Raw genomic sequence first — 11,045 nt, forward strand, 5'->3', positions numbered from 1 at the left:
CCTTTCTGCGTTCCGGTTACTGGCGGAACGGGAAGTTCATTGCCTTCAGGAGCGCCCGAGCTTCATCGTCGGAAGCAGCGGTCGTGCAGACGATAATGTCCATACCCCAAACCTGATCGACCTTGTCGTAGTCGATCTCGGGGAACACGATATGCTCCTTCATGCCGAGGGCGAAGTTGCCGCGCCCGTCGAAGCTCTTCGGGTTCAGACCCCGGAAGTCTCGAACGCGGGGCAGCGCGATGGTCACCAGGCGATCCAGGAACTCGTACATCCGCTGCTTGCGCAGGGTGACGCGAGCGCCGATGGGCATGCCTTCACGCAGCTTGAAGGTCGCAATGGACTTGCGAGCGTGGGTGATCGCCGGCTTCTGGCCAGCGATGCGGCCGAGATCATCGGCAGCCGTCTGGACCTTCTTGGAATCGTTCACGGCTTCGCCGACGCCCATGTTCAGGACGATCTTCTCGATGCGCGGAATGACCATCGGGTTGGAGTACCCGAACTCTTCCTGCAGCTTCGGCACCACCACGTCGCGGTAGTACGCCTGAAGCCGCGGAACCTCTTGCAGCTCAACCTCAGCCATCGATCGTCTCTCCCGAGCGCTTGGCGACGCGAACCTTGCGTCCGTCTTCAAGCACCTTGAAGCCGACGCGGGTCGGCTTTCCGTCCTTGTCCTGCACAGCCAGGTTGGAGAGCTGGATCGCGGCTTCGACGCGCACGATACCGCCCTGCTCCGTCGCAGACTGTTTGGTGTGCTTCGTAGCGACGTTCACGCCGCGCACGACGGCTCGGCCTTCCTTCGGGCGAACCTCGAGCACTTCACCGGAGCGACCCTTGTCGCGACCGGTCAGGACGACGACCGTGTCGCCCTTCTTGATCTTCGCGGCCATGATTACAGCACCTCCGGCGCGAGCGAGATGATCTTCATGTGGTTCTTGGCGCGAAGCTCGCGCGGAACCGGTCCGAAGATACGGGTGCCCACCGGCTCCTTCTTGTTGTCGATCAGGACGGCTGCGTTCTTGTCGAAACGGATTACGCTGCCGTCTGCGCGACGGATGTCCTTGGCCGTGCGAACCACGACCGCCTTCATCACGTCGCCCTTCTTGACGCGGCCGCGAGGAATAGCCTCCTTCACGGACACGACGATGATATCGCCCACCTGAGCGTACTTGCGCTTGGAGCCACCGAGCACCTTGATGCACATCACCCGGCGAGCGCCGGAATTGTCTGCGACATCAAGGTTTGTCTGCATCTGGATCATGGCTCGACACCCTTCTCTTTCTGCACGTACGGGCAGAGCCCGCCGTTTGCCTTGTTATGGACCGCCTATTCGGCGGATGCAGTCTCGACCACGACCCAACGCTTGGTCTTCGAAATCGGCGCGCTTTCCTCGATGGTCACGCTATCGCCGACCTTGAAGCGGTTCTCCGCGTCATGGGCCTGGTAGTTCTTGGTCCGCCGCACCGTCTTCTTGAGAAGCGGGTGCGTGAAGCGACGTTCGACCTTGACCACGATGGTCTTGTCGGCTTTGTCGCTGACGACGACGCCCTGGAGCAGTCTCTTCGGCATCGTATTCCCCTTAAGCCTTCGCGTCCGCCGCACGCTTCTGGGCGGCGACCGTCTTAATCCGTGCAATGTCGCGGCGAACCTCACGGACGCGCGCAGTCTTCTCGAGCTGACCGGTGGCCTTCTGGAAGCGCAGGTTGAACTGCTCCTTCTTCAGGCTCTCAAGCTGCTCGGTGAGTTCATCGAGCGTCTTGGTCTTGATCTCGTTGGCCTTCATCGTCCGCTCTCCTATTCCGCAATACGCGAGACGATGCGGGTGCGAACCGGAAGCTTCGCGGCGCCCAGCGTCAGGGCCTCACGCGCCGTCTCCTCGGTTACACCGTCGATCTCGAACATGATGCGGCCGGGGGCAACCCGGGCAGCCCAATACTCGATGGCGCCCTTGCCCTTACCCATGCGGACTTCGGTCGGCTTGGCCGTGACCGGCAGGTCGGGGAAAATGCGGATCCACACGCGGCCGGCACGCTTCATATGACGCGTGATGGCACGACGGGCGGCTTCGATCTGGCGTGCAGTGACACGCTCCGGCTCCAGGGCCTTCAGGCCGTAGGAACCGAAGTTCAACAGCGTCCCGCCTTTCGAGGCACCGTGGATACGGCCCTTGAACGCCTTGCGGAACTTGGTGCGCTTGGGTTGCAGCATCGTTTTTCTCTTTCAGCGCTTACGCGGCTACGCCACGACGCGACGTGTCTGCGCCTTCCAGAAGCCGCTTCTCCGAACCCATCGGATCGTGCTCCAGGATTTCGCCCTTGAAGATCCAGACCTTGATACCGCACGTGCCATAGGCCGTGTGCGCCGTCGCCGTCCCGTAGTCGACATCCGCGCGCAGCGTATGGAGCGGAACGCGGCCCTCGCGGTACCATTCGGTACGTGCGATTTCCGCGCCGCCCAGACGGCCGCCGCAATTGATACGAATGCCCTGTGCACCGAGACGCATCGCGGATTGAACCGCGCGCTTCATGGCGCGACGGAACGCAACGCGACGCTCCAGCTGCTGGGCAATCGACTGAGCCACCAGATTGGCATCGATCTCGGGCTTGCGCACTTCAACGATGTTGATGTGCACTTCCGATTTCGTCATGCGGCCAACCAAGCGACGCAGCTTGTCGATATCGGCGCCCTTCTTGCCAATGACAATACCCGGACGCGCAGAATGAATGGTTACCCTGCACTTTTTATGCGGGCGCTCGATCACGATGCGGGAAACCGCTGCCTGCTTCAGCTCTTTCTCGAGCATTTCGCGGATGCGGATGTCCTCGTGGAGAAGGTTGCCGTACTCGGCGGTGTTCGCGAACCAGCGCGAATCCCAGGTCCGGTTGATGCCGAGACGCAGCCCGATCGGATTGACTTTCTGACCCATGATGTCCTCAGGCGCTTTCTTCGACTTCGCGAACCACGACCGTCAGGTGCGAGAACGGCTTCAGGATCTTGCCGACCCGACCGCGTGCCCGCGGGCTGAACCGCTTCATGACCAGCGCCTTACCCACATGAGCTTCGGCGACAACCAGGTTGTCGACGTCCATCTCGTGGTTGTTCTCGGCGTTGGCGATCGCGCTTTCGAGGGTCTTGCGGACCGTTTCCGAGATCCGCTTGCGCGAAAACTCGAGGTCAGCCAGAGCCGCCGACACCTTCTTGCCGCGGATCATCGCGGCAACGAGGTTCAGCTTCTGGGGGCTGATGCGGATCATGTGCGAGACGGCGCGCGCCTCGTTTTCCTTCAGCACGCGCTCGCGCTTCGGCTTGCCCATGATTACTTCCTCTTCGACTTCTTGTCGGCCGCATGACCGTAATAGGTCCGCGTCGGCGAGAATTCGCCGAGCTTGTGCCCGATCATGTCTTCCGACACCGCCACGGGAACATGCTTCTGGCCGTTGTAGACACCGAAGGTGACGCCAACGAACTGGGGCAGGATCGTGGAGCGGCGGCTCCAGGTCTTGATGACTTCGTTACGACCGCTCTCACGAACCTTCTCTACCTTCTTGAGGAGGTAGCCGTCGAAGAACGGGCCTTTCCAAACAGAACGTGCCACGTCTGATCTCTCCTAATCGAAGCTTCAGCGCGCCTTGCGGGCATGCCGCGAGCGCAGGATGAACTTCGAGCTTCTCTTGTTCGAGCGGGTCTTCTTGCCCTTGGTCGGCTTGCCCCAGGGGGTAACCGGATGACGGCCGCCCGAGGTGCGACCCTCACCACCACCGTGCGGGTGGTCGACCGGGTTCATAGCGACGCCGCGGACAGACGGGCGACGACCGAGCCAGCGGGACCGACCGGCCTTGCCGAGGCTCGCATTGGAATGGTCCTGGTTGGACACGGCGCCGATCGTGGCCATGCACATGCCATGAACAAGACGCTGCTCGCCCGAACCCAGACGAATGATCGCATAGCCCTGGTCACGACCGACCAGCTGGGCATACGCGCCGGCGGAACGAGCCATCTGACCGCCACGGCCGGGCTTGAGCTCCACGTTGTGGATCACGGTACCGACCGGGATGGAGCGGAGCGGCATCGCGTTGCCGGGCTTCACGTCCACGCTCTCGCCGGCGACGACGGTGTCCCCGGCGGCCAGACGCTGCGGCGCCAGGATGTAGGACAGCTCGCCATCTTCGTACCGGACCAGCGCGATAAACGCCGAGCGGTTCGGATCGTATTCCAGGCGCTCGACCGTGGCAGGCACGTCGAACTTGCGGCGCTTGAAGTCCACGAGGCGGTAGGTCCGCTTGTGGCCGCCACCGCGTCCGAACGCCGTCACCCGGCCGAGATTGTTGCGACCGCCCGAACGGTTCAGACCTTCAGTCAAGCCCTTCTCGGGCTTGCCCTTCCAGAGTTCGGAACGATCGACGATCACCAGCTGTCGCTGGCCCGGGGTCGTCGGATTAAACGTCTTAAGTGCCATCGGTCTTTTCCCGAAATTCCCGTGCCGCGCCTTAGAGCCCGGTCGTGACGTCGATCGACTGGCCAGCTGCCAGCGTCACGATCGCCTTCTTGTAATTCCGCTGCCGGCCGATCATGCCGCGGAACCGCTTCTCCTTGCCCTTGCGGACGAGGGTGTTGACGGCCGTGACCTTCACGTTAAACAGCGCTTCGACTGCAGCCTTGATCTCCGGCTTGGTCGCCTTGTCGGCGACCTTGAAGATGACCTGGTTGTGTTCGGAAACCAGCGTCGACTTCTCGGTGATGATCGGTGCGACAATCGTGTCGTAATGCCTCAGGTCGGTCATGCGAACCGCTCCTCGAGCGCTTCGATGGCAGCCTTGGTCAGAACCAGCGTGCCGCAGCGCAGAATGTCGTAGACGTTGATGCCCTGCACCGGCAGGACGTCGATCTGCGGGATGTTCCGCGCAGCGCGGCCGAAGTTCTCGTCGATCTCCGCACCGCCGATGATCAGCGCCTTGGAAAGACCGAGTCCCTCGAACTTTGCAAGCAAAGCCTTGGTCTTCGGGTCGGCCGCACGGGCCTCGTCGATCACGACGACCGACTCGTCCTTGATCTTCGCCGAAAGCGCATGCTTCAGAGCCATCGCCCGGACCTTCTTGGGAAGGTCGATGGCATGGCTGTGCGGCACCGGCCCAAAGGCCTTGCCGCCGCCACGGAACTGCGGAGCTGCCTTGTTGCCGTGACGAGCACCACCGGTGCCCTTCTGACGGTACATTTTCTTCGAGGTCGCGGAGACCTCGGAGCGGCCCTTGGTCTTGTGCGTGCCCTGCTGGCGCTTGAGCTCCTGGTAGCGGACCATCCGCTGCAGGATATCGACGCGCGGCTCGAGACCGAAGACCTCGTCGGAAACGGTCACGTTTCCGGCGGCCTTACCGTCGAGCGTCGTTACCTTGAGTTCCATCAGGCCTCTCCCCCGGCATTCTCGCCGGCTTCCGCCGTCTCGTTGGCAGCCGCCGGAGCAGCATTCTTCTGGCGCAGAGCGGCCGGCATCGGCAGACCTTCCGGAGCGCGCACCTTCACGGCGTCACGGACCAGGATCCAGCCGCCTTTGGCGCCGGGAACCGCACCGCGAACCAGGATCACGCCCTTCTCGGCGTCCGTGCGGACAACCTCGAGGTTCTGCGTGGTCACGCGGACATCGCCCATGTGACCGGCCATCTTCTTGCCCTTGAAGACCTTACCCGGGTCCTGGCGCTGACCGGTGGAGCCATGCGAGCGATGCGACACGGAGTTACCGTGCGTTGCACGACCACCACCGAAGTTGTGTCGCTTCATGACGCCGGCAAAGCCCTTGCCGATCGACGTGCCGGTCACGTCCACATACTGCCCGGGGAGGAAGTGTTCCGCGGTGATCTCCGCGCCAACCTCAATGAGGTTGTCGGCGCTCACCCTGAACTCCGCCACCTTCCGCTTGGGCTCGACTTCGGCCTTCGCGAAGTGTCCACGCTGAGCCAGCGTAGTGTTCTTCGTCTTGGCCTGGCCGACGCCAAGCTGAACAGCCGTGTAGCCGTCCTTGTCTTCCGTACGCTGGGCAACGACCTGGCAATTGTCCACCCGGAGAACCGTGACGGGCACATGCTCGCCGGCTTCCGTGTAAACGCGGGTCATTCCCACCTTCTGTGCGATCACGCCTGAGCGCATGGTCTTACTACCTTGTCAGCGACACGCCTTAGAGCTTGATCTCGACATCGACACCAGCCGCGAGGTCGAGCTTCATCAAAGCGTCGACGGTCTGCGGAGTGGGGTCGATGATGTCGAGAAGCCGCTTGTGGGTCCGAATCTCGAACTGCTCGCGGCTCTTCTTATCGACGTGCGGCGAGCGGTTGACGGTGAACTTCTCGATCCGGGTCGGAAGCGGGATTGGCCCCCTCACCTGAGCGCCGGTCCGCTTGGCCGTCGACACGATCTCCGCCGTCGACGTGTCGAGCACGCGATGGTCGAAGGCCTTGAGCCGGATCCGAATGTTCTGTCCGTTCATGAATTTAGCCTCTGCGATGACGAGTGCGCCGAAAGCCGGCGCACCCAGTCCTCAAGTCCGATTACTTGATGATTTCGGCGACGATACCGGCACCGACGGTCCGACCGCCTTCACGGATAGCGAAGCGGAGCTTCTCTTCCATGGCGATCGGAACGATGAGCTGGACTTCCATGGCGACGTTGTCGCCCGGCATGACCATCTCAGTGCCTTCCGGCAGCGTCACCACGCCCGTCACGTCAGTCGTGCGGAAGTAGAACTGCGGACGGTAGTTCGTGAAGAACGGCGTGTGACGGCCACCCTCTTCCTTGGTCAGGATGTAGGCCTCGGCCTTGAAGTTCGTGTGCGGGGTCACCGAACCCGGCTTGCACAGGATCTGGCCACGCTCAACGTCCTCACGACCAACGCCGCGGATCAGCGCGCCGATGTTGTCGCCAGCCTGACCCTGGTCGAGCAGCTTGCGGAACATTTCCACGCCGGTCACGGTCGTCTTGCGGGTGTCGCGAATGCCGACGATCTCGACTTCCTCGCCGACCTTGACGATGCCGCGCTCGACACGGCCGGTCACGACGGTGCCGCGGCCGGAGATCGAGAACACGTCTTCGATCGGCATCAGGAAGGGCTGGTCGATCGGACGCTCGGGGGTCGGGATGTAGCTGTCGACGTGAGCCATCAGCTCGCGGACCGCGTTCTCGCCGATCTCGGGGGTCTTGCCTTCCAGAGCCGCAAGGGCCGAACCCTTGGTGATCGGAATGTCGTCGCCCGGGAACTCATAGGAGGAGAGCAGCTCGCGCACTTCCAGCTCGACCAGCTCCAGGAGTTCCTCGTCGTCGACCATGTCGACCTTGTTCAGGAACACCACCAGAGCCGGGACGCCGACCTGGCGGGCCAGCAGGATGTGCTCGCGGGTCTGCGGCATCGGGCCATCAGCCGCCGACACCACCAGGATGCCGCCATCCATCTGCGCCGCACCCGTGATCATGTTCTTCACGTAGTCGGCGTGGCCGGGGCAATCGACGTGGGCGTAGTGACGGTTTTCCGTCTCGTACTCGACGTGCGCCGTGTTGATCGTGATGCCGCGAGCCCGCTCCTCGGGAGCCGCGTCGATCTGGTCGTACGCACGGAATTCGCCGAAGAACTTCGTGATCGCTGCCGTCAGCGTCGTCTTGCCATGGTCAACGTGACCAATCGTGCCGATGTTCACATGCGGCTTGTTACGAGCAAATTTCTCTTTCGACATGAGATAACTCCGTCAGATTCTTAAAGTCCGATCCAAGGATCAGGCGTACTTGGCTTGGATCTCTTGAGCGACCTGGTTCGGGACCTGCTCATAGTGATCGAACGACATGGTGTAGCTGGCGCGCCCCTGGCTCATCGAACGGAGCTGGTTCACGTAGCCGAACATGTTGGCGAGCGGAACGAAGGCCGTGATGACATTCGCGTTGCCGCGCATGTCCTGGCCCTGGATCTGGCCGCGCCGGGAATTCAGGTCGCCGATGACGGACCCGACATATTCCTCGGGGGACACGCACTCGACCTTCATCACGGGCTCCAACAGCGCCGGGCTCGCCTTCTCGATGCCTTCGCGGAAGGCAGCGCGGGAAGCGATTTCGAACGCGATCGCCGAGGAGTCCACCTCGTGGTACGCGCCGTCGATCAGCGAAACCTTGACGTCCACGACGGGGAAGCCGGCAAGCGGGCCGGAGCCCATGACCGAATTCAGGCCCTTCTCAACGCCCGGAACGTATTCCTTCGGCACGACACCGCCGACGATCTTGTTCTCGAACGCGAAGCCGGCACCGACTTCGTTCGGCTCGATCACGAACTTCACGCGGGCGAACTGGCCGGTACCACCGGTCTGCTTCTTGTGCGTGTAGTCGATTTCGGCCTTCTTGCGGATCGTCTCGCGGTAAGCGACCTGCGGAGCGCCGACGTTCACCTTGATGTTGTAGGGAGCGCGCTTCAGGATATCGATCTTGATGTCCAGATGAAGCTCACCCATGCCCTTGATGATCGTCTGGCCGGACTCCTGGTCCGTCGAAACGTTGAAGGAGGGATCCTCGGAAGCGAGCTTAGCGAGCGCCAGACCCAGCTTTTCCTGGTCGGCCTTCGAAGCGGCCTCGACGGCCATTTCGATAACCGGCGCGGGGAACTCCATGCGCTCCAGGATCACCGGCTTGGCCGGGTCGCAAAGCGTATCGCCCGTCCGGGTATCCTTGAGGCCCACGAAGGCGACGATGTCGCCGGCATAGGCTTCTTCGATATCTTCGCGGGAATTCGCATGCATCAGAACCATGCGGCCGATGCGCTCCTTCTTCTCCTTGGTGGAGTTCAGGAGCATGGAACCCTTGGTCACCTTGCCCGAATAGACGCGAGCAAAGGTCAGCAGGCCGAACGGATCCTCGATGATCTTGAAAGCGAGCATCGAGAGCGGCTCGTCGTCGGTCGAGTGGCGGACGATCTCCTGCTCCGTCTTGACGTCGATACCCTTGGTCGGGGGAACGTCAACCGGGGACGGCAGGTAATCGACAACCGCGTCGAGCAGCGTCTGCACACCCTTGTTCTTGAAGGCCGAGCCAGCAAGAACCGGGTAGAATGCCGAAACCAGAACCGCCTTGCGGATCAGACGCTTCAAAGTCGCCTCGTCGGGCTCGTTGCCCTCGAGGTAGGCTTCCATCACGGTCTCGTCGAGATCGACGGCGGCCTCGACCAGCTCCTGGCGCAGCTCGGTGGCGCGGTCCAGAAGGTCGGCCGGGATTTCCTCGTCATGGAACTTGGCGCCCAGGCCCTCGTCTTCCCAGATGACAGCCTTCATGCGCACCAGGTCGATGATGCCCTTGAAGTTGTTCTCCGAACCGATCGGCAGCTGGATCGGAACCGGCTTGGCGCCGAGACGGGTCCGGATGTCGGACAGGCACTGATCGAAGTTCGCGCCGGTCTTGTCCATCTTGTTACAGAAGACGATCCGCGGAACCTTGTACTTGTCGCCCTGGCGCCACACGGTCTCCGTCTGAGGTTCGACGCCCTGGTTGGAGTCCAGCACGCAGACCGCACCGTCGAGCACGCGCAGCGAACGCTCGACTTCGATGGTGAAGTCAACGTGTCCGGGGGTGTCGATGATGTTCAGGCGCTTGCCGTTCCAGAAGGTCGTCGTCGCAGCGGACGTGATCGTGATGCCGCGCTCCTGCTCCTGCTCCATGTAGTCCATGGTCGCAGCGCCTTCGTGCACTTCGCCGATCTTGTGGGACTTGCCGGAGTAGTAGAGAACCCGCTCGGTCGTCGTCGTCTTGCCCGCATCGATGTGGGCCATGATGCCAAAGTTGCGGTAGTCCTCGATTTTGTGCGTGCGAGCCATGGCTCAAGCCTCTCGAGTAAGGGTTACCAGCGGTAGTGCGAGAAGGCGCGGTTGGCTTCAGCCATCCGATGCGTGTCTTCGCGCTTCTTTACCGCGTTACCGCGATTGTTGGCGGCATCCATGAGCTCGCCGGACAGACGCTCAACCATCGTGCGCTCGTTGCGGCCACGAGCCGCGCCGATCAGCCAGCGGATGGCGAGAGCCTGGCGACGCTCGGTGCGAACCTCGACCGGGACCTGGTAGGTGGCGCCACCGACACGGCGGGACCGGACCTCGATCTGCGGCATGACGTTCTCGAGCGCCTGATGGAAGACCGCCAGCGGATCCTGACGGACGCGGCGCTCGACCTGGTCGAGGGCACCATAGACGATCGTCTCGGCGACGGACTTCTTGCCGTCGTACATCACCGAATTCATGAACTTGGAGACCACGGCATCGCCAAACTTGGCGTCCGGAATGATCTCCCGCTTTTCAGCACTATGGCGTCGCGACATGGACCCCGTTCCTTAATCTTAGTTCGCTTGGGCGAAACCCGGTACCGAGGCACCGGAAGCAGCGGTTACTTCGGGCGCTTGGCGCCGTAATGCGAACGACGCTGGCGACGGTCCTTGACGCCCTGCGTGTCGAGCACACCGCGGAGGATGTGATAACGAACGCCGGGAAGATCCTTCACGCGGCCGCCGCGGATCATGACCACCGAGTGTTCCTGGAGGTTATGCCCCTCACCCGGGATGTAGCCGATGACTTCGTAGCCGTTCGTCAGACGGACCTTGGCGACCTTACGCAGAGCCGAGTTCGGCTTCTTCGGGGTCGTCGTGTAGACGCGGGTGCACACAGCGCGCTTCTGCGGATTCGCCTCAAGCGCAGGCACCTTGTTGCGCCGCGGCTTGTCGGTGCGTGGCTTACGGATCAGCTGATTGATCGTCGGCATTCTTGCGTTCCGGCCTTCATGTACGGGCGCTTTGCTGCACGCGATAGAAATCGCGCCGACCCGCAAAAATGCGGCGGCGCAGCAAAGCAGAGGATCACGACTTGCGCCGCGATCATGATGACAGTTGTTCAGCGTCGAACCCGACAGTGTCTAAGTTGGATGGATCCTGCGCATTGGACGCGCTGGACCTCGGCTCCCTCTTACCACCTGTCCTTGGGTTGCTCTGAAATAGACTCGGTCGCCCCAAAGGTCAAGACATCCGTTCAAAATAGTTAAGGCCGCCTCACCAG

Annotated in this window: 18 protein-coding genes; all 18 read right to left on the reverse strand. The window is 62.2% G+C overall.

Annotation, left to right across the window (positions count from 1 at the left end; genetic code table 11):
- Positions 1 to 16: 16 nt before the first annotated feature.
- A complete protein-coding gene (rplE, locus tag BMY25_RS13455) occupies positions 17 to 580 on the reverse strand; it encodes a 50S ribosomal protein L5 (RefSeq protein ID WP_092497389.1) in 564 nt (187 codons plus the stop codon).
- Entirely contained in the window at positions 573 to 887 is a 315-nt protein-coding gene (gene rplX, locus BMY25_RS13460) for a 50S ribosomal protein L24 (protein ID WP_092497391.1), read from the reverse strand. Before rplX ends, rplE begins: the two co-directional genes overlap by 8 nt.
- A 2-nt stretch (positions 888 to 889) precedes the next feature.
- The gene (gene rplN / locus BMY25_RS13465) at positions 890 to 1,258 is read right to left on the reverse strand and encodes a 50S ribosomal protein L14 (protein ID WP_092497393.1); all 369 of its coding nucleotides are present in this window, start codon (positions 1,256 to 1,258) and stop codon (positions 890 to 892) included.
- Between the two features lie 65 nt (positions 1,259 to 1,323).
- Positions 1,324 to 1,566 (reverse strand): 30S ribosomal protein S17, encoded by a 243-nt coding sequence (gene rpsQ, locus BMY25_RS13470; RefSeq protein WP_092497395.1) that lies wholly within the window; start codon positions 1,564 to 1,566, stop codon positions 1,324 to 1,326.
- Positions 1,567 to 1,576: 10 nt separating this feature from the next.
- Positions 1,577 to 1,780: a 50S ribosomal protein L29 gene (rpmC, locus tag BMY25_RS13475; RefSeq protein ID WP_092497397.1), complete on the reverse strand. Its 204-nt coding sequence runs from the start codon at positions 1,778 to 1,780 to the stop codon at positions 1,577 to 1,579.
- Between the two features lie 11 nt (positions 1,781 to 1,791).
- Complete coding sequence (rplP, locus tag BMY25_RS13480) at positions 1,792 to 2,205, reverse strand: 50S ribosomal protein L16 (RefSeq protein WP_092497399.1); 414 nt, start codon at positions 2,203 to 2,205, stop codon at positions 1,792 to 1,794.
- A gap of 19 nt (positions 2,206 to 2,224) precedes the next feature.
- Positions 2,225 to 2,923: a 30S ribosomal protein S3 gene (rpsC, locus tag BMY25_RS13485; protein WP_092497401.1), complete on the reverse strand. Its 699-nt coding sequence runs from the start codon at positions 2,921 to 2,923 to the stop codon at positions 2,225 to 2,227.
- A 7-nt stretch (positions 2,924 to 2,930) separates the two neighbouring features.
- Positions 2,931 to 3,311 carry a 50S ribosomal protein L22 gene (rplV, locus tag BMY25_RS13490; RefSeq protein WP_092497403.1) on the reverse strand — a complete coding sequence of 127 codons (381 nt, stop codon included), beginning with the start codon at positions 3,309 to 3,311 and terminating at the stop codon, positions 2,931 to 2,933.
- Positions 3,312 to 3,313: 2 nt separating this feature from the next.
- Positions 3,314 to 3,592 (reverse strand): 30S ribosomal protein S19, encoded by a 279-nt coding sequence (rpsS, locus tag BMY25_RS13495; RefSeq protein WP_092497405.1) that lies wholly within the window; start codon positions 3,590 to 3,592, stop codon positions 3,314 to 3,316.
- 24 nt (positions 3,593 to 3,616) lie between these two features.
- Positions 3,617 to 4,453 (reverse strand): 50S ribosomal protein L2, encoded by an 837-nt coding sequence (gene rplB / locus BMY25_RS13500; RefSeq protein ID WP_092497407.1) that lies wholly within the window; start codon positions 4,451 to 4,453, stop codon positions 3,617 to 3,619.
- Between the two features lie 31 nt (positions 4,454 to 4,484).
- Positions 4,485 to 4,778, reverse strand: a complete 294-nt coding sequence (locus BMY25_RS13505; RefSeq protein WP_092497409.1) for a 50S ribosomal protein L23 — start codon at positions 4,776 to 4,778, stop codon at positions 4,485 to 4,487.
- Positions 4,775 to 5,395, reverse strand: a complete 621-nt coding sequence (gene rplD / locus BMY25_RS13510) for a 50S ribosomal protein L4 (RefSeq protein ID WP_092497411.1) — start codon at positions 5,393 to 5,395, stop codon at positions 4,775 to 4,777. The genes BMY25_RS13505 and rplD overlap by 4 nt, the downstream gene beginning before the upstream one ends.
- Positions 5,395 to 6,135: a 50S ribosomal protein L3 gene (gene rplC / locus BMY25_RS13515; protein ID WP_092497413.1), complete on the reverse strand. Its 741-nt coding sequence runs from the start codon at positions 6,133 to 6,135 to the stop codon at positions 5,395 to 5,397. Before rplC ends, rplD begins: the two co-directional genes overlap by 1 nt.
- Positions 6,136 to 6,163: 28 nt before the next feature.
- Entirely contained in the window at positions 6,164 to 6,472 is a 309-nt protein-coding gene (gene rpsJ, locus BMY25_RS13520; RefSeq protein WP_092497415.1) for a 30S ribosomal protein S10, read from the reverse strand.
- Positions 6,473 to 6,533: 61 nt separating this feature from the next.
- The gene (gene tuf / locus BMY25_RS13525) at positions 6,534 to 7,709 is read right to left on the reverse strand and encodes an elongation factor Tu (RefSeq protein ID WP_092497417.1); all 1,176 of its coding nucleotides are present in this window, start codon (positions 7,707 to 7,709) and stop codon (positions 6,534 to 6,536) included.
- A gap of 39 nt (positions 7,710 to 7,748) precedes the next feature.
- Positions 7,749 to 9,824: an elongation factor G gene (fusA, locus tag BMY25_RS13530; RefSeq protein ID WP_092497419.1), complete on the reverse strand. Its 2,076-nt coding sequence runs from the start codon at positions 9,822 to 9,824 to the stop codon at positions 7,749 to 7,751.
- Between the two features lie 23 nt (positions 9,825 to 9,847).
- Positions 9,848 to 10,318 (reverse strand): 30S ribosomal protein S7, encoded by a 471-nt coding sequence (rpsG, locus tag BMY25_RS13535; protein WP_092497421.1) that lies wholly within the window; start codon positions 10,316 to 10,318, stop codon positions 9,848 to 9,850.
- A gap of 65 nt (positions 10,319 to 10,383) precedes the next feature.
- Positions 10,384 to 10,755: a 30S ribosomal protein S12 gene (rpsL, locus tag BMY25_RS13540; protein WP_092497423.1), complete on the reverse strand. Its 372-nt coding sequence runs from the start codon at positions 10,753 to 10,755 to the stop codon at positions 10,384 to 10,386.
- Between the last annotated feature and the right edge of the window lie 290 nt (positions 10,756 to 11,045).

The sequence above is a fragment of the Faunimonas pinastri genome, from assembly GCF_900110915.1.
GTDB lineage: Bacteria > Pseudomonadota > Alphaproteobacteria > Rhizobiales > Afifellaceae > Faunimonas > Faunimonas pinastri.